This window comes from Roseburia sp. AF25-13LB, assembly GCF_003478915.1.
Lineage (GTDB): Bacteria > Bacillota > Clostridia > Lachnospirales > Lachnospiraceae > Roseburia_C > Roseburia_C amylophila.
This window is the reverse complement of record NZ_QUFO01000009.1, coordinates 54,155-73,343: the sequence shown is the minus strand read 5'-3', so window position 1 is coordinate 73,343 and position 19,189 is coordinate 54,155. Positions and strand designations below refer to the sequence as shown.

Sequence of the window (19,189 nt, the reverse complement as noted above, 5' to 3'; positions counted from 1 at the left end):
TCCTCATACAAAATATAATTAAGCGCGAAGAGAGGCTGCTACAGCAGCCTCTCTTTGTGTGCATACAATCGCTTGCAATTAGACAAGTTCTGTGATACACTTTCAAACGTTGCAAGTACCCCGTAAAACCAAGGTCTTAGGGGAAGAAGAAACCGAGTGTTCGAGACCTTCCACTCGTAAAACAAAACTAGAGGAGACAAAAGAATATGAGAAACAAAAAAGTATTATTTATTGTGCAGGCTGCGTTAATTGCAGCAATCTATGTGGCACTGACTTATCTTAGCAGTATTGCAGGACTGGCATCCGGTACGATTCAGGTGCGTATTTCAGAAGCATTATGTATTCTGCCAGTATTTACGACTGCAGCAATTCCGGGATTATGGCTGGGATGTTTTCTGGCAAATATGCTGACAGGCGGGATTCCGGTGGATGTTGTGTGCGGAAGCATTGCAACTTTGATTGGAGCGTTTGGAACTTATGCATTAAGAAAGCATAAATTCGCATGTACATGGCCGCCGGTTATTGCAAATATGGTGATTGTACCTTTTGTATTACGCTATGGTTATGGCTTTATTACAGAATATAAAGGCGTTGACTGGTCGATTCCATTTAATGCACTTACTGTCGGAATCGGAGAAGTTATCACTTGTGTGATTTTAGGCAGTGTATTACTCCGGGTACTGAATAAGTACCGCAATGTAATCTTTCATGAATAAAAATAAAATAATACTTGCAATTTAAAATGCCATAAAATATAATGGTTTTAGACCAAAGAGGGTATATTCGAAAGAATATGCCCTCTTTTTACATCTGAAAAATACTTAAAGAGGGTGATTGATTGAAAACATTAGAGACAAATGACTGGATGATTTTAAATAGTATTATTTATAAGATTTATACGACGGAAGATGCAGATATTATGCGGGAGCAGTTTTTAGAGCAGATGAAGATGGTGCTGGATTTTGACAGTGCAGATTTTTTTCTCGCAGACAGCCAGGAGAGCAGGCATCTGGTAAGACCGGTCACTTATAATTGTGATGATGAATCCCCGATGTATGATGAAATGAATTCGAATCGCGGAATTGTATATAGCGGAAAGAGTCTGGTGTACCGGGAAACAGATATGATATCGGATGAAAAAAGGGTACAGACAGAATATTATCAGAAGGTGTACCGGCCAAATAACTGGCATTATGCAATCCAGATGATATTGGGAAGAAATAAAGAATTTTTAGGCGTTGTCACTTTTTACCGGACAATCGGAAAAGATAATTTCCAGTATGATGACATTTTTATTCTGGACATGTTGAAAGACCATCTGGCATTCCGGTTATATAAGGACGGACAGCAAAAGGATGAAAGGGCAGAGAAACTAACGATAACAGAAGTAACAGAGAAATATGAACTGACAAAGCGGGAGCATACGATACTGCAGCTTCTGATGCAGGGAAAGGATAATCATACCATCTGTGAAGAATTGTCCATAAGCGTAAATACATTAAAGAAGCATATCTTAAATATCTATCGGAAGCTGGGCATCAGAAACCGTGTCCAGATGTTTAAAATGATTAAAGAAAAAGAATAATGTGCAGGAGAAGACCTTTTTGTTTGAAAGATAAAGGGTCTTCTTTTTTGACTTGAGTAGTAAGAAAATCGCAGAGTATGGTTCTTGTAATTGCACTAATAAATTGAAAAGATACATTTATAAAATTTCTCTGAAATAAAGGAATGTTATATTGACTTATCCGGAATCAGCCGTTAAGATAGCAGTGTCAGAAACATATCGTATGTTTTCTATCAGAATTTAAATGGGGATATTTCCCTTTTCAGTGGCATTTCGCCAGAAAAATCCAAGAAACAGGTACAAGAAGCAAAAGGATGAAATAGTAAAAGACTGTGTTCGGGTTGTCAATCAGGCATTCTTTTACTATAATGAAAGGAGAAGTAGTGTATATGGAAAGAAAATGGAAAAGTTATGAGGAACTGGAGCTTTCGGATGATTTTATGTTTGCAAAGGTAATGCAGAATAAAATGCTTTGTAAGGAATTGCTGGAATTGATTATGGGGTTTCCAATTGCAGACATTGTATATCTGGAAGAGCAGAAGACTCTGGACGTGGCGGCAAATGCAAAAAGTGTGCGTATGGATGTTTATGCAGCAGATGAGAATCATACAATCTATGATATCGAGATGCAGACAGGAAAGAAAAAGCATCTTCCGAAAAGAAGCCGTTATTATCAGGGAATAATAGATATTGATGAGACGGATAAGGGTATTGAGTATCAAAGCCTGAATAAAAGTTATGTGATATTTATCTGTACATTTGATCCTTTTGATGAAGGCAGACATATTTATTCTTTTGAAAACCGTTGTATACAGGATTTGAACCTGGCATTGGGAGACGAAGCGGGAAAAATATTTTTGAGTACAATGGGATGGCAGGATGATGTCAGTGCAGAGATGAAAGCATTTTTGGAATACCTGTCTGAGAAAACAATAGAAACAGATTTCGTCCACCGGTTGGACAGGGAGGTTCAACGGGTTCGTGATAACCAGAAATGGAGGAAAGAATATATGCAGAGACAGTCGGACTGGATTGAAGATAGAGAAGAAGCAAGGGAAGAAGGAAAAGCAGAGGGAATTGTAACTGGAAAGAGGGAAATACTAAACCAGTATATTGAAAAGATGCGGACAAAGAACGTACCGGCAGGTGAAATAAAGAACAGCCTGATGGACATTTTTGCTCTGCCAGAGGATGAGGCGGAAGCATTATTAAAGGGTGTGAAGAAGTTATAGATATGAAATAAATATGATATCGGAGAAGCTCGCTATTGCCATAAACTATATGGAGTGTGGCAGTAGCGATTTTGTGTTGCCCTGCATATCTTATGTGATGCAGGGCAGGAGTTGACAATCTGGGGTATAATATGGGGGAAGAAAAGAGAATGAGGAAGATGATATGATAGAATTTAGACCAATAACCATAGATGACAGAGACTGGATGAGTGAAAAGCTCAGGGAAGATAACAGACAGGGCTGCGAATATAGCTTTGCAAATAACTTTATCTGGTCTGTGATATATAAAGTGGAAGTGGCAGAAGTCTGCGGCTGCTGCGTGATAAAATTCGATGCAGAAGGGGAAGACTGTTATGCATTCCCAATTGGAGCCGGAGATAAGAAGGCAGCAATTATGCAGCTCCTTACACATGCAAAAGAAGATAACAGCAAGCTCTATATTGAAAGTATTGAGGAGGCAGACCGGGAGTTTTTAGAAACGTATTTTTCCGGTATTTTTCAGATCGAAGAAAACAGGGACAGCTTTGATTATATTTATACAGTGGATAAGCTGACCAGTCTGGCAGGAAAGAAGCTTCATGGCAAACGAAATCACATTGCAAGATTTAAAGATGACGAGGATTGGAGTTATGAGCCAATGACAGCGGAAAATAAGCAGGAATGCTATGATATGAATCTTAAGTGGTGCGACCGGAGAGCCTGCAAGTGGAATGAGGATATGAGTGATGAGCAGTGTGCCCTGAATCAGGCAATGAAATATTTTGATGAGTTGCATTTAGAAGGTGGCATATTGCGTAAGGCTGGAGAAATCGTAGCATTTACCATAGGAGAACGATTAAATTCCGATACTTATGTCGTGCATTTTGAAAAAGCATTTCCGGAAATACAGGGTGCTTATCCAATGATTAATCAGCAGTTTGTAATGCATAATTGTCAGGAGTATAGTTATGTAAACCGAGAAGATGATGCCGGGGATGAAGGACTGCGAAAGGCAAAATTATCCTATTATCCTGATATTTTGCTGAAAAATTATACTGCACGGGAGATTTAAGATGGAAATACGGTTTGCAACAAAAGAGATGATTCCACAGATAAAAGAGATTTGGCATCGGGGCTTCGGGGATGAAGAGGACTATATGGAATTCTATTTCACGCACCGGTTTACGGAAGAAAATATGCTGGTGTGTATGGAAGATAAGAAGCCTGTGGCAATGACAACATTTCTTAAGGCGTATCTTGTGACCGGGGAAGGCGAGATACCGGTACATTATGCTTATGCAGTAGCAACCCTGCCGGAATACCGGGACAGGGGCTATGCAAAAATGCTGTTAGAAAAAGGAAAACAGCATTTCCTGACACCGATTGTCTTAGAACCAGCCAGCGAAAGCCTCATATACTATTATGAGAAGCTGGGATTCCGTATGGCATTTTGCGTAGCAGAGCGAACCATTCTTCCGGATGAAATTGCAGAAGCAAAAGGGGAAGAAAAAGGGAAGCAGGAATACTGGCTGCTTACAGTGACACCGGATGAGTATGTGCAGCTTCGGGATGCTTATTTTATGGGAAATGGTTATATCCGCTGGGATAAGGATGCAATCACTTATGCGTTGCTGGAAAATGACTATGCAGATGGTTATGCTTATAAAGTGCAGCACCATGGCAGAGAGGAGCTTTTATTATTCCGGGAAGAGGAAAATGCAATCGAAGTATTGGAAACAACTTTATCAGAGCAGGATTTGCTGGCGGTATTAAAGCGTCTTCGGATAAAAGTTCCGGTCAGAGTCAGAAAATCTCTGGCGGCAGTTGAAAGAGAAGAACGAGTCGGAAATGATAAAAAAGAACAGGGCTATCAGAAAAAAGATTTTGGCATGATAACCGGCTGTGATGAGGTAAAGAATGGGTACTTGAATCTTACGCTGGAGTAGAAACTTTATGAGATAAATTCTATATGAGAGAAGAATTTTATAAGAAGATAATGAAATGCTGCTTTAGAATAGCAAGTGTGAAAGGAGGTGTTATATGATTGGAATATATATCTGGATTCCGTTTGTAGGAACATTTTTAGGGGCGGCCTGTGTGCTGTTTATGACTGGGGAGTTGAAGCCGCTGGTGCAGAAATCCCTGCTGGGATTTGCATCCGGAGTCATGGTGGCAGCGTCGGTATGGTCGCTATTGATTCCGTCTTTGGAAATGTCAGAAGAAATGGGAAGGTTGTCATTTATTCCGGCAGCAGTTGGATTTGCCCTTGGAATTGCATTTTTGCTGATTTTGGATAGGATTATTCCGCATTTACATTTAAACAGTGATGAGCCGGAGGGAATTAAAGCACACCTAAAAAAAACAACCATGCTGGTACTAGCAGTTACCTTACATAATATTCCGGAAGGGATGGCAGTGGGTGTAGTATTTGCAGGATTTCTGATGGGCAGCGGAAATATTACTTTGACAGGAGCACTTGCCCTGGCAATCGGTATTGCCATTCAGAATTTTCCGGAGGGAGCAATTATATCCTTGCCACTTCGCAGTGAAGGAACCGGAAAAGGAAAAGCATTTCTTTACGGTGCATTGTCTGGCATTGTAGAGCCGATAGCTGCAATTATAACCATTGCAGCAGCATCCATAGTGATTCCGATTCTGCCGTATCTGTTATCGTTTGCAGCAGGCGCCATGATTTATGTGGTAATCGAGGAATTGCTGCCGGAGGCATCCACAGGCAGCCATTCGAATATTGCAACCATATGGTTTTCAGTAGGATTTCTGCTGATGATGATACTGGATGTGGCACTGGGATAGAAAATCCCGGATAACTGATAATTTGAGGAATATCTCATTTTTATCAGCTTTCCGGGATTTTTTTACTGTCGGAAGATACCACTTTTAAGATAAATTCAATAATTTCTGTATTGCTTCCTGCATTTCCGGGTGCTTCCGGTATTGTAGAATCAATTCTTTTTCATGTCTGGTCAGAATAATTTTTTCGGAATCGTCATAACCGAAAGTTCCAAGAATGTCATTGATTTTATATATTTCGCATAAGAGCAAAAGCGTATCGGCATCCGGCTGGGTCTGACCGCTTTCCCAGCCATAAATGGTTTTTGGCGCTACCGGGACAGATTTCTCACTTAACTGGATGGAGACATCCGTTACGGAAAGCTGGTTGCGTTTGCGATATTCTTTTAATACTTTTGCGATGTTTGCATTTTTCATTTTTTCACCTCTTTTTTAATCATAAACTAACATATTTTGAACGTCAAACAATTCTCGGATAACAGGAAAAATGAATGTTGATATTCTCTTTAAGAAAGAATATAATGCTATTTATAAGAAAATATTCCCGGAGTCAGAGAATATTATGAGTTGGAATCTTTTAAAGAGAGAAAGAAAAATGGCAAAGACAATAACAGAAAAATTAGCAATATACATAGCAGATAATCATTTATCCGTAACACAGGTTGCACGGGATACCGCCATTTCGGAGGATAAACTGCAGGTGGGAGCAAAAGAAAGCCTGAACGCAACAGAGTTTCTGGAATTGTGTTCCTATTTGAATGTGAAACCGGAAGAATTGAAGAAATGGTGAGTTAAATGCAAAGATATCGATGCACGAAAGATAATATCATAACACAGACCAGCGTCTGTCCGGTATGCAAGGAACGGGCGGAACTGGAAAAATCCGACATTTACTGGTGTGATACCTGTAACATTCCTTTATATCAGAAAAAATGTTCCTGTGGCAGTAAGCCAAGGAGAATGGTATCGGATATCCGCCCGGTATTTCCGGAGGAAAGATTGCTGTTAGAAATTTTGCTGAAAAAGCCATTTGCATTTTTAAAAGATTCGGTATGGAATGGCTCCGGAAATAAATATTATGTCAATGGCAAACGAATTGACTTTTCTGTAAAAGATTTAATAGAAGTAGACGCAGAAGAAGTGCGTAAGCAGTATGAGGATTTGAGAGAACAGAATACCTATCAGTATTTTGATTCCTATATAAAAAGATTCTTAGAGGAGAACCGGGAGCGTTATGAAGAGATAACCACAGAAGCGACCGGTTATATCAGAGAGAGCACGAAGAATTATAAGATTCAGGATATGTTTGTCTCTTTTTCCGGTGGAAAGGATTCCACGGTGGTATCCAGTCTTGTAATGCGGGCGTTATCAGAACCGAAGATACTTCATATTTTCGGGGATACTACATTGGAATTTCCGGAAACCATGCACTATGTGGAGCGGTTTAAGAAAGAGCATCCGAAGACACCGGTTCTGTCATCGAGAAATAAAGAAAAGAATTTTGAAGAACTGTGTGAACTGATGGGACCGCCAAGCCGTGTCATGCGCTGGTGCTGTACTATTTTTAAAACGGGAGCAATTCAGCGGAAGATAAAAGCGTTGTTTGGTGATAAAGATAAAATAATTACATTCTATGGAATCCGGAGAAGTGAGTCTGCCAGCAGAAGCAAATATGAGCGGGAGACAGAAGGCTCGAAGATTACGAAGCAGATTACGATTTCGCCGATTATTGACTGGATGGACTTTGATATCTGGCTGTATCTTCTGACTACAAAGACAGATTTCAATGACGCATATCGCTGGGGTTATACCAGAGTAGGCTGCTGGTGCTGCCCGAATAACAGTGCCTGGTCAGAATTTTTATCAAGAATTTATATGCCGGAGCAGTCAAAGCACTGGCAGGAATTATTGGTTGATTTTGCAAGGCGGATTGGCAAGCCGGATGCAGAAAGTTATATCCGGGATGGCAAATGGAAAGCCAGACAGGGCGGAAATGGCGTGGAATATGCCAATAAAGCAGTGGTGTCATTTAAACCCTGTGTATTGGAAGAAAACAGCTTTAATTATGAATTGCAGCGGCCGATTTCAGAAGAATTATATGAGCTATTCCGGCCGTTTGGATATATCAATAAGAATCTTGGAAATGAGCGTTTGGGAGAAGTGTTTATTACCACAAAAAATGGCAATCCAAGAATAAAATTGCAGGGACGAATAGGTAAGACCACTCTGAAGGTGACAATTTATGATACGCATCTGGATGGAGCAAAAAATCTGGAAACAGCGGAAGATAAGATAAAATGCCAGCTGACCAAATATCAGCTCTGCATGGGCTGTAAGGCCTGTGAAAGTATCTGTAAGCACAATGCGATTGTTATCCGGGATGAAAAGGACGGAAGCATTTCCTATCATATTTTGGATGAAAAATGTGTCCGCTGTGGAGAGTGCGTCAACCATTATGTAGGTGGCTGCTATATTAGAAAAGTGCTGGCAACAAAACGAGGAAAAAGGGAAGAGTAAGAAGAATGGGAGCAATGATAAAAAAGATTCGACTGAAAGGTCATGAGACATTTATATTGCGGGAAGGCTGGCTGACAAAGGGACTGGCAGCAGCAGAAAAGGATGGAACGGTATTCAGTAAAAACTCCGGGGCAGATGCTTTGGGAGTCGGAACCAATATGGCAAAGGCAATCCGTTACTGGATGCAGTCGGCCGGATTCATTGGAAAAACTGAAAACAGGGCAGCCGTAAAACTGGAATCACTTGGTCAATTAGTATATCAGAAGGACCCGTATTTTGAGGATGATTTTTCCTATTGGCTGGTACATATGAATCTGGTGACAAATGCCGAGGCAGTTACAAGCTGGTATCTTTTCTTTAATACGCTGCAGGCAGAAGAATTTACAAGAACAGAACTGGAAGATTATATGCTGCGGGAATATGCAGTGGAAACGGGACGGACAGAGATACCAAGACGTTCGCTGGCAGATGATTGCAGTGCCATACTCCGGATGTATAGCAGGGATCATGTGGAGGATTACGACCCGGAGGATAAGAGCATCAGTCCTTTTGCACACCTTGGATTATTAAAGCTGGATGGTGGGAAATACCGGAAGAGCCAGCCGAATTTAAACCGGCTCAGCCCATTTGCAGTCTGGTATCTTATCGAAAAGATGTGGAAAGAAAATAAAACGAATAGCATCAGTATTGCAAGCCTTTTGGAAGATGCAAAAGGTCCGGGAAAAGTCCTGCAGTTAAAACGGGCTGCATTGAATGAATATCTGGATAAACTGGATAACTATGGCTATATCCGGCTGAACCGGACTGCGGGGCTGGATATGGTATACAAAAACGAAGAGAAAAATTGGGAGCCGCAGAAAGTTGCGGAATTATATTATGAAAAATAAAGGAAACGATGAAGATGAAGAGACTGAAAGATTTCGTTGAGATAGATAAAAGATTTCAAAATTCCATAAATTTGCAACTGGATTTGCAGGATGATACCAAGCTGGAAAGTTATATTCCAACCAAATCATCTTTATTAATTCTGCAAAAATATCTGAAATCCGTAATGGGACAGGAACAGGAAAAAGCAACGATTCTGATTGGACCTTATGGAAAAGGAAAATCACATTTACTGCTGGTATTGTTGCAGATTCTTTCTGCACCGGAAAATGAAAAGGTAAATGACCTGGTTCAAAGAATCAGCAAATTAGATGCAGAAACAGCAGAATTAGTGGAACAGTACCGGAGTCAGAAGAAAAAATTCCTTCCGGTTATTGTATCCAGTTCGAATATGAATCTTTCGGATGCCTTCGTCTTAGGACTGACAGAAGCATTGCAGTATGCAGGACTTAGCGACATTGTTCCGGACAGCTATTATAAGGAAGCAGAAAAGGCAGCGGATAACTGGATGGAAAATTATCCCAAGACTTATCAGAAGTTTGCAGAACTGATGCATTCAGAGCATGGTCGCTCCATTGAACAGTGGAGAAAACAGATGGATAAAATGCAGGAAGATGCCTTAGAAGCATTCCGGGAAATTTATCCGAAAGTGACTTCCGGCAGCCAGTTCCAGCCGATTGTAAATATTGAAACCATGAAGGTCTATGAGGGCATCAATCGTATTTTATGTGAAAAATACGGTTATGCAGGCATTTTCCTTGTATTCGATGAGTTCAGCAAATATGTGGAAGGTCATGAAGAGGCAACCTTTGCAAGAGATATGAAGGTATTGCAGGACATGTGTGAGCTGGCAAATTCCGGCAAAGAGGAAATTCATATCGTATGTGTTGCCCACAAGAGTATTAAGGAATATGGACATCAGTTATCAAAAAATATAAAGGATGCTTTTGATGGAGTAGAAGGAAGATTAAAAGAAGTCCGGTTCGTAGTATCTGCGAAGAATAATTTTGAACTGGTGATGGACGCCATTCATAAGGATATAGAGGAATGCAGACGTGTGGCAGCAAAAAATGCAGAGTGGAAAAAGGTGTTAGAAGATACCTATCAACTGCCTTGCATTTCTGCACTTTTTGAACAGGAGGAGTATGACACAGTAGTAAAGGAAGGCTGTTTTCCTTTGCTGCCGCTTACCGTTTATCTGTTATTAGGAGTCAGTGAAAAAGTGGCACAGAATGAGCGCAGCGTGTTTACTTTCCTTGCAAATAATGAGCCGGGTTCACTGGTACGCCTGATTGAAGAAGATGAAAAGGAAGCCCATGGAATCGGTGCGGCAGTCGTTTATGATTATTTTTCCAGATTATTCCGGGAAAATACAGACCTTATCCATATTCATGCGGAATGGCTGAAGGCAGAGTATGCCCTTGGAAAGGCAGAGTATGAGGAAGAAAAAAACATCATCAAAGTAATGGCATTGCTTAAGATGATGGGAAATGAAGAAGAACTTCCGGTAAACGATGAAAGCATCTATCTGGCAAGCGGACTGGAATATGGAATTGTAAAAGAAAAATTAGAACAGTTAAAAGAAGCACAATTAATACAGTGGAGAAACCGGACTGCTTCTTATGATTTTAAAAATAATGTCGGTGTAGATATCGAAAAAAAGATTCAGGAAGAAATACAGAAACAGAAAAAAGTAAATATCGAAAAAGTGTTAGGTGAAATTGCAGAATTAGATTATGTCCTGCCAAAGCAGTATAATCAGGAATTCACCATGACCAGATATTTTCATTATGAATATAAAAAGTTAGAGCAGTTTCTTGCATTAAAGAAGGCAGAATATCTTTTTGAAGAGAAACCCGCAGACGGAAAGATTATCGCATTGACGGATGCAGATAAGACAACAGATATGGAAAAAGTCCAGCAGCATCTGAAGGAGTTAAAGGACGAGCGAATCGTAGTCCTCATTCCGCGAGAACCGTTAATGGAAGAAGAAAATATCCGGCGTCTGATAGCAGTTCGGCAGTTAAAAGAAGATAAGACATTTTTAGAAGAAAATGCAGTATTGCAGCAGGAATTGCAGCTATATGAAGAAGATTTGATTTATGAAATCAATGCGGCATTAGAAAAGCGTTATCTTCCGGAAAATGGAAACTGCACAGTATTATGTGGAATTGTTTCCCGGAACAAGAGTAAATCAGTAGGTGAATTTAATCGTACGCTCAGTAGAATCTGTGAGGAATATTATAATCTGACTCCGAAAATTAATAATGAAATGATTAACCGCAGAAAGGTGTCGTCCCAGACAAAACGTGCCAGAAGAACCATTGTAGATGCTGTTTTAAATGGAAAAGAAATGGCGCAGTGGGAGAACGGTTCGGCGGCAGAAGCAACCATTTACCGGGCAACCTTACGGGTACTGGATGAAGGAAGAGCAGAAGAGGGAAGCCAGCAGGTATTACAGGAAATCATGGAATATATCAACCGCTGTGCCGGGAAAAAACACAGTTTTTCCGAACTTTATGAAAGCCTTTCCGGAAAAGGCTATGGAGTAAGAGAAGGTATCATTCCAATTTATATCGCAAGGCAGATTGCGGAACTTGAGGATACACCGGTCATTCTTTTGCAGGAGCGTGAGGTGGAGATTACGCCGGAAATATTTGACAACATAGAAGAACATCCGGAGAATTACAGCCTCTATGTGGAAAAGGAAACGGTAAATAAAGAGAAGTATATTAAGCAGTTAGAAGAAATTTTTTGCGGACAGGATACCTATCAGAGTATTGGAAAACGAAACCGGCTTTATGAACTGGTACGAGCAATGCAACGGTGGTACAGAAGTCTGCCGCAGATTGCTGTTTCCTTTCAGACCTGCCCGGAAGGCATGGATGAGGAAGCTTATGTATTTATCAAGGGGCTTCGTAAGATTCTTAAAAATATGGAGCCGAACCCAAGGGAAATGCTGTTTGAACAGCTTCCGGGACTGGTAGAGAAAAAGAATTTAAAGGAAACGACACGGCAAATCAAAGAGGGAAAAGAATATTTAGATACCTTCCTTTTTAAGAAAAATGAGCAGGCAATAGAGGTCACAAAGAAAATCTATGGCGCAGCAAAAGAAGACAGTCTTTCTGGCGTTTTAAAGGCATGGTATGAGGAACAGGGGAAGGCGGCAAAGAGTTTTCTGGCCAGCAATCAGGTGACGGCATTGATGGGCTATTTATCCAGAATGCAGACCCACAATGAACAGGAAATTGTAGAACATCTTTCCAAGGCAGTCCTTGATATTTATATGGAAGACTGGCGGGATGAGTCCTTGAAGCAGTATGAAGAAGAGCTTGCCCGGTTAAAGGCAGAGATTGAACACATCGGAATGGAACAGAGTGAGTCCGGCAGCAGGCAGATGATAGAATTTACCGGAAGTGATGGAAAAAAGGTAAAGAAATTCTATGAAGCAGAGGATGACAGCACCAGTTATTTTCTGAAAAATGCCATGGAAGAAGCTATGGAGGAATTCGGAGACAGTCTGGAAGTGAACCAGAAGGTAGCAGTACTGGTTCAGATGATAGAGAAACTGACGAAGTAGCAAGGAGTTGTAGTTATGAATACAGAAGAAATTATTTATCTTGACAATGCGGCAACAACATATCCAAAACCGGAAGTAGTATATACGGAAATGGACCGGGTCAACCGCAGCCTTGCATTTAATGCAGGGAGGGGTTCCTATGCCCTTGCAAAAGAGGCGGATGAAATTATCGCGGAAACAAGAGAATCACTGCTTGATTTAGTACATGCAAAAGAACAGGCAGAGGTGGTTTTATCTGCCTCTGCTACTGTTGCTTTCAATCAGATCATTGGCGGAATGGACTGGAAGGAAACGGATGTGGTTTATGTCAGCCCTTACGAACATAATGCGGTGGTTCGCCCACTGGATTTATGGAAAGAGCGGATTGGGTTTACCACAATAGAGCTTCCTTTGGAAAAAGAATCCTTAAAAATTGATTTGGAAAAAATGGAATATCTTTTTACGGAGCAGCCGCCAACTCATATCTTTCTGTCACAGGTCAGCAATGTGACAGGTTATATACTCCCCATCGAAGAAATATGCAAAATTGCAAAGAAATATGATGCAATCACAGTAATCGATGCATCCCAGTCCCTTGGGCTGACAGAGCTTGATATGCGAAAAGTTCCGGCAGATATTGTAGCATTTGCCGGTCATAAAAATCTGTATGGTCCATTCGGAACAGGAGGATTTTTCTTAAGACATGGCATAAAGCTGAAAGTTTTTCTGGCAGGAGGAACCGGCAGTGATTCCCTGAATCCGAAGATGCCATTGGAAAGCCCGGCACGTTATGAGGCAGCCAGCCCCAATATTGTAGCAATAGCAGGACTTTGGGCAGCCCTCATGGAGATAAAGGCAGCCGGAACGAAAGGCTGGCTGGCGCATGAACAACAGTTGACTGATAAATTAATTGCGCAGTTAAAACGGATTCCAGGTGTGAAATTATATGGAGATTTCGGGCAGGACAAAGTCGGAATTGTTCCTTTCCATATCCGGGGCTATCAGGCGTCCGAGGTGGGATTGCTTTTGGACACAGACTATGGAATTGCCGTAAGAACTGGATATCACTGTGCACCACTGATACATAAGCATTTAAAGGATGAAGCTTCCGGCGGCGTCGTCCGGATCGGAATCGGAAGATATACCACGGAGAAAGAGATAGATACACTGGTTGCCGCAGTAGAGGAACTGGCGGAGTAGGAGGAAGAAGATGGAGAATGAAGTTATGAGATCTCATATGATGAAATTTTCCTTGGAAGATTTAAAAAGTTTTCTTGGAGAAGATATTGTGGAATCTTTACTTGAATGGAATACAGGAAGTGAAGCTCTGCTTACGAAGAAAAGATTGGTTGATATGATCATGTGCATTTATGGGGTGAATATTTTAAAGAGTAAGGAATTCAGACATCATATTTTGAGTACCTTTCAAAAAGAAGATATTCTGGATTTTCGTGTGGAATTGCCTGAAAAATATAGAACCTGTGAGAATCCGGAATTGATTATAGATGTAGTAGCGAAGAAAAACTGGCGTGAAAGTCAGATAAATAATCATGTACTTCATTTGTTGAACTATTCGGAAAAAGATATTTTTCAGGAACAAAGTGTAGAGGAAGTTTCATCTGAAAAAATTGCATCATATGATAAGTTTTATGAATTGTTGGATTATCAATATATTATTCGCCAGAGAGCACTGAATATACTGACTTCAGAATATAAGCAAAGACGTTTTTTAATACATATGCCGACCGGAACGGGGAAAACCAAGACGGCAACTCATATTATATGTCATCACTATAATTATAATTTAAAGAAACAGGGATTGATTGTCTGGATAGCACATACCACAGAATTGTTGCAGCAGGCATATGACACATTTGTTAATGTTTGGAAGAACATAGGAAATGGAGAAATTTCAACGTATAAACTTTGGGGAGAACATAATATAGAAGCTATTCCAGAAGATATGTCTGGTTTTATGGTCTGTGGAATACAAAAATTGCAGTCTATGAAGGAAAATCAACCGGACAAATTTCAGAAGCTTGTAAATGCTACCAGATTAGTTGTATATGATGAGGCACATAAAGCAGCAGCTCAGGAGACAAGAAATGTAATTGAACATTTTATGCGTAGAACGGGAGAAATGAAGGATTGTGCGTTGATGGGATTATCGGCAACGCCGGGCAGAACAACAGAAATGAGTTTTGAAAATGATTTGTTAGCATCGACGTTTGGAAACAAAATCATATCCATTGATACGAAAGTTATGAATGAAGTGAATTTGTCCAGACAGGAAGCACTCAATGCAGAGGTGGAAAAAGATATTATCCGTTATTTTCAAAACAGAGGTGTGCTGGCAAAGATAAAGAAGAAAGAGCTTACATATGCAGAAAAATTAACAGATGAAGAACTGTCAAAGATAAAAGTAATAGCCACGAAGAATGGTTATTCCGATTTCTCGCCTGCAGCACTTAATGTGATTGGAAAAAATAAGAGCAGAAATTTGCGGATTATGCAGGAATTAAGAGCACTAAATCAATCACAGACACCTACAATCGTTTTTGCGTGTTCTGTAAAACATGGACAATTACTTTCTTCCATGCTTACTCTGGAAGATATACCTAATGCATTGGTAATAGGAGAGATGTCAGCAACTGAGAGAAGGGAAGCAATCCGGAAGTTTAAAGATACAAAAAATGATATGAATATTCTGATTAATTATGAAGTGCTGACAACAGGGTTTGATGCAACAAACATTGAATGTGTTTTTATTGCAAGGCCAACACAATCAGTAGTTCTATATAGTCAGATGTTAGGGCGCGGACTTCGTGGACCACAGATGGGCGGAAAAAAGGAATGTTTATTAATAGATGTAAAAGACAATTTGAATCAGTTTAATGAAAATATGGCATTTTCACACTTTAATAATTATTGGAATGCATAGGAGGAAAAGTTATGGCAAAAGACATATTTGTAATTCAGACAATGGGAGATGCACTGAGAAATACGGGTTATAAAAATATTGAATGTGCAATGGCAGAAATTATTGATAACTCTATTCAGGCAGAGGCAAAAGATATTTTAATAATTGTATCAGAAGAATATAATCCCGAAACAGGAAGAAATAATATCAAAGAAATCGGATTTCTGGATAATGGAAAAGGAATGGAGCAGTTAGAACTGGAAAGCTGTCTTGGAATTGGATATTCCACAAGAACTGACAGAAAAGGAATGGGAAGATTTGGAGTTGGTTTGCCGCAGGCTTCTTTATATGCATGCCCATCAGTTGATGTGTACTCCTGGCAGAATGGATATGATAATTGCAAGAAAGTATTTTTGGATATAAATAAAGTAAAGGATGGAGCGCAGACCGTATTGGAAGATCCGGTGCAAAGTGAGATTCCTTCAAAATACAAGAAGTATTTAACCTATAAAATGCAGGGGCAGAATGATGCTGTAAAAGAATACAATTTTATGGAGAGTGGCACATTTGTATTGTGGAAAAACTGTGATAGAGTAGTGCCTAAAACAGTATCATTTCTGTTTAAAAAATTGGAATTTGCATTAGGACAAAAGTTCAGATATTTTATTCATGATGGAATCTGTAATATCAGTTTAATTCATCATGAAAATCAGGATAATTCAAAAAGAATAATGCCAAATGATCCGCTGTTTCTCATGAAACCAAATTATGTATTGGGAAATCCTGCAACACCGGAAAATATCTGTCCAGGCGATAATATAAATTACACAGAAAGTATTTTTGAACCTTATACAGATGAGAAGCATACAGATGGAGTTATTTATTTTCCTATTCAATATATTGATAAGATAACAGGAGAAACAAAGGAACACAACATTGAAATTCGTTTTTCAAAAGTAAAAAAGGAATTTTATGACAAGACAGCAGTAGCAGGAGATCCGGGTGGAAAGCCATTAGGAAGCTATGTAAAAAAATTGGAAGGAATATCAATTGTACGGGCAAATAGAGAAATTGATTTTGGACAGTTCGATTTTTATGAAAATATTAATCAGCCGCAACATAGGTGGTGGGGCTGCGAAATTAAATTTGATCCTGTTCTGGATGAAGCGTTTGGAGTGGCAAATAACAAGCAGTTTGTCGAATTGAGAAAGATAGATAAAGATGATTATTTGGATGAGCCTGTAAAACCGGTATGGGTACAGTTGTATAGCATAATTCATCCTACAATAGAACGGATGTATAAAGAAAATAAGAAGACCAGAGAAAATGCAAGGTCTTCAAAGGATATAGATTCTCCGACAACGAAAATAATAAATAAAGTAGAAGAAAGTGAAATACCGAATGAGGAAAGTGAATCCGCAGAGGTAAGAAGAACTACTTCCAAAGAGGAATTATACGAAAAGAGCAAACAACAGTTAGAAGAGAGAGGGGTTATAGATCCTCAGCAGGAAGAAATCGTAAATAATCTTAAAAATCAGGTTAATATAGACTATCAGAATATGGGAAAACTGGCAGCTTTATTTGACTATTCATTTGGTTTGGGAAACTGTTATGTAAAGTTTAATATGGATCATATTTTTTATAAGACATTTCTTGAAGATTTGATAAAATCAAATGATGCAAAGGTTGCATTTGAACTTTTTGTGGCATCCTTAGTTAAGGCAATTGATGAGACTAATCGCAGACAGGAAGATGAGAATGATAATCTTATTGCTACATGGAATGAAAAATTAAGAAAATATATCAATGCACAACATGGAAGTTTGAAATAGCAGGTGATAACGTGAGTATCTTAATATCTGATGAAATAAAGAAATGTATCTATAAGGAATTACAAAGTTGTCATCAATCCATTGTAGTTATTACTGCGTTCTGCAAGCAAAATGCACTTGAGTTTATGCAGAAAAATTGTAATGAGACAATAAAGGATAAGACGTTAATTGTGCGTTTTCAATTAAAAGATATTATTAATGGTGCAACTGATTTGCAAATTTATGAGTATTGTAAATCACATGAATGGAAAATGTATGCTTATTTTGATTTGCATGCAAAAATGTATATATTTGATGATAAGAATGGAGTGATAGGAAGCGCAAATTTAACAAATAAAGGAATACTGCTGGAAGAAGGCGGTAATCTTGAAATGGCTGAAAAATGTGAAGTGGATGAAACAGATATACAAAGAGTAAACTGTCTTATAAAAGGCTCCGTGGAAATGGATGACCGAATATATAGTATTATGAAGGCAGAAGCATTAGACAAGATGAAAAATAGAACTTCTTCTGAGTTGGGCTGGTCAAAAAGGATTACCGACTTGTTTCGTCCGGTAGAAAACATGTTATTCGTAAATGATTTTCCGGAATATGATACAGCGAAGGAAAGCTTAGGGCAGAAAATAGAATTTCTGGAAATGAGTAAAGGAGAATCATTAACTGAAATACAGCAAGCATTTTCGTTATGCAGAGCATACCGATGGCTCTTAGAATTATTGCAGAAACATAGTGGTGAAATGTATTTTGGTGAAATTACGGTAGAATTACATAGTGCATTAGTAAATGATCCAAAGCCATATCGAAAAGATGTAAAAGTACTTCTGGCAAGATTGTTAGAGTGGACACAGGAGTTGGAATGCAAAGAAGTCATTGTGGACAGACCGAGGCATTCGCAACGGGTGAGATTGAGCCAGAAAGTGAATTAGAATATTTAAATAGTATTTTTAATAGACTACACATTTTGAATGAATTTTCAAGGTGTGTAGTTTTTTTGGGTCGAAAAATGTAGATGGAATTCATGGAAGTGGAAATCTTTGCCACAATGTTAAGTGGTGAACTTAAATTATTTTTGATTTTGTGCTTGTGTAGCAGGAATGAAGGAACTTCTCTTATATGGTTATTTATGGTATCATATAAGAGAAGTAGTACTATATAATCAGAAAGAAACAAATAACCTTGATTACAGGAGGTATGGCAATGAGAAATTGGATGGATTTAAATGGCGATGGAGAAATAGATAGCTCAGAAATGATGTTTGCAGGAGAAATGCTTTGCACTAGCAGGGAAGAACATGAAGTATTATTTGGAGATGCCGGAGACTTCGAGGATGACGCAAAGGATGATTTGTATGAGAAAGAATTCATTTGGACAGGGACTGGCAATATTCCTTGTAATAATAGGCGTTCTGTTTGTAATAGGTTCCATAGGTGAAGCAAGTGAGCCTAAGTGCATTAAGGCAGGATGTGATAATAAGCAGGCAAGTGGAAGCAGCTATTGTTATTTGCATAAACCATATACGGGAAGCAGTACATCCCATAGCAGTTCATCATATAGCAATAAATCGTCTGGCAGTACTTCTAAGAGCAGTACAAGTAACTCTGGTTCAAGTAGCAGTTACAATAATAAATCAAATTCTACAAACAAGTCATCATATAGCAGTGGTACAAAGAAAAGTACAACGACAAAGAAGAGTACATATGACTCTTATGATTACTTCCTATTAGGAACACTGTAAATACAAGGCTTTTCGGAGCCTACAAACCAGAAAAAATAATATTTGATCTATCACATTACGCAAAAAGCCGTCCGGCATGAAAAACGGGCGGCTTTTTTGCGTGGATAGACGGAAAGGAGGCGCAAAAATAACTACAAAATTTTAGCGTTCAAATT

The 19,189-nt window shown here is 39.2% G+C and carries 17 protein-coding genes; 16 read left to right on the top strand and 1 reads right to left on the bottom strand.

The features are described from left to right. Positions 1-206 precede the first annotated feature (206 nt). From DWY37_RS12260 to DWY37_RS12235, 6 genes are all read left to right on the top strand, one after another. Complete coding sequence (locus tag DWY37_RS12260) at positions 207-716, top strand: QueT transporter family protein (protein WP_022243700.1); 510 nt, start codon at positions 207-209, stop codon at positions 714-716. Between the two features lie 122 nt (positions 717-838). Beyond that, a complete protein-coding gene (locus DWY37_RS12255; RefSeq protein ID WP_117697996.1) occupies positions 839-1,585 on the top strand; it encodes a helix-turn-helix domain-containing protein in 747 nt (248 codons plus the stop codon). Positions 1,586-1,953: 368 nt separating this feature from the next. Beyond that, positions 1,954-2,796, top strand: coding sequence for an Rpn family recombination-promoting nuclease/putative transposase (locus DWY37_RS12250; protein WP_158552025.1), 843 nt, complete (start codon positions 1,954-1,956; stop codon positions 2,794-2,796). A 163-nt stretch (positions 2,797-2,959) separates the two neighbouring features. After that, entirely contained in the window at positions 2,960-3,847 is an 888-nt protein-coding gene (locus tag DWY37_RS12245) for a DUF2156 domain-containing protein (RefSeq protein WP_117697998.1), read from the top strand. A gap of 1 nt (position 3,848) precedes the next feature. Then, positions 3,849-4,721, top strand: a complete 873-nt coding sequence (locus tag DWY37_RS12240; RefSeq protein WP_117697999.1) for a GNAT family N-acetyltransferase — start codon at positions 3,849-3,851, stop codon at positions 4,719-4,721. 94 nt (positions 4,722-4,815) lie between these two features. Continuing rightward, the gene (locus tag DWY37_RS12235) at positions 4,816-5,589 is read left to right on the top strand and encodes a ZIP family metal transporter (protein ID WP_117947773.1); all 774 of its coding nucleotides are present in this window, start codon (positions 4,816-4,818) and stop codon (positions 5,587-5,589) included. A gap of 84 nt (positions 5,590-5,673) precedes the next feature. On the opposite strand, the gene DWY37_RS12230 is transcribed toward DWY37_RS12235, so the two are convergent. Next, positions 5,674-6,003, bottom strand: coding sequence for a helix-turn-helix domain-containing protein (locus DWY37_RS12230; protein ID WP_117698000.1), 330 nt, complete (start codon positions 6,001-6,003; stop codon positions 5,674-5,676). Between the two features lie 70 nt (positions 6,004-6,073). Between DWY37_RS12230 and DWY37_RS12225 the strand changes: the two genes are divergently transcribed. The 10 genes from DWY37_RS12225 (at position 6,074) to DWY37_RS12180 (ending at position 19,034) form a co-directional block, all read left to right on the top strand. Then, positions 6,074-6,376, top strand: coding sequence for a helix-turn-helix domain-containing protein (locus DWY37_RS12225; RefSeq protein ID WP_117698001.1), 303 nt, complete (start codon positions 6,074-6,076; stop codon positions 6,374-6,376). Between the two features lie 5 nt (positions 6,377-6,381). Continuing rightward, positions 6,382-8,103 carry a phosphoadenosine phosphosulfate reductase domain-containing protein gene (locus tag DWY37_RS12220; protein WP_118544542.1) on the top strand — a complete coding sequence of 574 codons (1,722 nt, stop codon included), beginning with the start codon at positions 6,382-6,384 and terminating at the stop codon, positions 8,101-8,103. A gap of 5 nt (positions 8,104-8,108) precedes the next feature. Beyond that, entirely contained in the window at positions 8,109-8,990 is an 882-nt protein-coding gene (locus DWY37_RS12215) for a DUF4007 family protein (RefSeq protein WP_117698002.1), read from the top strand. 14 nt (positions 8,991-9,004) lie between these two features. Further along, complete coding sequence (locus DWY37_RS12210; RefSeq protein ID WP_118540897.1) at positions 9,005-12,568, top strand: hypothetical protein; 3,564 nt, start codon at positions 9,005-9,007, stop codon at positions 12,566-12,568. Positions 12,569-12,583: 15 nt separating this feature from the next. Next, complete coding sequence (locus tag DWY37_RS12205) at positions 12,584-13,747, top strand: aminotransferase class V-fold PLP-dependent enzyme (protein ID WP_117947769.1); 1,164 nt, start codon at positions 12,584-12,586, stop codon at positions 13,745-13,747. Between the two features lie 10 nt (positions 13,748-13,757). Beyond that, positions 13,758-15,488, top strand: coding sequence for a DEAD/DEAH box helicase (locus tag DWY37_RS12200; protein ID WP_117698005.1), 1,731 nt, complete (start codon positions 13,758-13,760; stop codon positions 15,486-15,488). 11 nt (positions 15,489-15,499) lie between these two features. Next, positions 15,500-17,299 (top strand): ATP-binding protein, encoded by a 1,800-nt coding sequence (locus DWY37_RS12195; RefSeq protein ID WP_117698006.1) that lies wholly within the window; start codon positions 15,500-15,502, stop codon positions 17,297-17,299. An 11-nt stretch (positions 17,300-17,310) separates the two neighbouring features. Further along, positions 17,311-18,225, top strand: a complete 915-nt coding sequence (locus DWY37_RS12190) for a phospholipase D-like domain-containing protein (RefSeq protein WP_158575685.1) — start codon at positions 17,311-17,313, stop codon at positions 18,223-18,225. Positions 18,226-18,496: 271 nt separating this feature from the next. After that, complete coding sequence (locus DWY37_RS15865; protein ID WP_118540901.1) at positions 18,497-18,730, top strand: hypothetical protein; 234 nt, start codon at positions 18,497-18,499, stop codon at positions 18,728-18,730. Continuing rightward, the gene (locus tag DWY37_RS12180; RefSeq protein WP_147403595.1) at positions 18,648-19,034 is read left to right on the top strand and encodes a hypothetical protein; all 387 of its coding nucleotides are present in this window, start codon (positions 18,648-18,650) and stop codon (positions 19,032-19,034) included. The genes DWY37_RS15865 and DWY37_RS12180 overlap by 83 nt, the downstream gene beginning before the upstream one ends. Positions 19,035-19,189 lie beyond the last annotated feature (155 nt).

Excerpts from the sequence above, each read along its gene's own strand:
- DWY37_RS12215 (WP_117698002.1), top strand. The coding sequence starts at position 8,109 with ATGGGAGCAATGATAAAAAAGATTCGACTGAAAGGTCATGAGACATTT.
- DWY37_RS12210 (WP_118540897.1), top strand. The coding sequence starts at position 9,005 with ATGAAGAGACTGAAAGATTTCGTTGAGATAGATAAAAGATTTCAAAAT.
- DWY37_RS15865 (WP_118540901.1), top strand. The coding sequence starts at position 18,497 with ATGAGAAATTGGATGGATTTAAATGGCGATGGAGAAATAGATAGCTCA.
- DWY37_RS12260 (WP_022243700.1), top strand. The coding sequence starts at position 207 with ATGAGAAACAAAAAAGTATTATTTATTGTGCAGGCTGCGTTAATTGCA.
- DWY37_RS12200 (WP_117698005.1), top strand. The coding sequence starts at position 13,758 with ATGGAGAATGAAGTTATGAGATCTCATATGATGAAATTTTCCTTGGAA.
- DWY37_RS12205 (WP_117947769.1), top strand. The coding sequence starts at position 12,584 with ATGAATACAGAAGAAATTATTTATCTTGACAATGCGGCAACAACATAT.
- DWY37_RS12180 (WP_147403595.1), top strand. The coding sequence starts at position 18,648 with ATGAGAAAGAATTCATTTGGACAGGGACTGGCAATATTCCTTGTAATA.
- DWY37_RS12225 (WP_117698001.1), top strand. The coding sequence starts at position 6,074 with ATGAATGTTGATATTCTCTTTAAGAAAGAATATAATGCTATTTATAAG.
- DWY37_RS12235 (WP_117947773.1), top strand. The coding sequence starts at position 4,816 with ATGATTGGAATATATATCTGGATTCCGTTTGTAGGAACATTTTTAGGG.
- DWY37_RS12240 (WP_117697999.1), top strand. The coding sequence starts at position 3,849 with ATGGAAATACGGTTTGCAACAAAAGAGATGATTCCACAGATAAAAGAG.
- DWY37_RS12245 (WP_117697998.1), top strand. The coding sequence starts at position 2,960 with ATGATAGAATTTAGACCAATAACCATAGATGACAGAGACTGGATGAGT.
- DWY37_RS12250 (WP_158552025.1), top strand. The coding sequence starts at position 1,954 with ATGGAAAGAAAATGGAAAAGTTATGAGGAACTGGAGCTTTCGGATGAT.
- DWY37_RS12195 (WP_117698006.1), top strand. The coding sequence starts at position 15,500 with ATGGCAAAAGACATATTTGTAATTCAGACAATGGGAGATGCACTGAGA.
- DWY37_RS12220 (WP_118544542.1), top strand. The coding sequence starts at position 6,382 with ATGCAAAGATATCGATGCACGAAAGATAATATCATAACACAGACCAGC.
- DWY37_RS12230 (WP_117698000.1), bottom strand. The coding sequence starts at position 6,003 with ATGAAAAATGCAAACATCGCAAAAGTATTAAAAGAATATCGCAAACGC.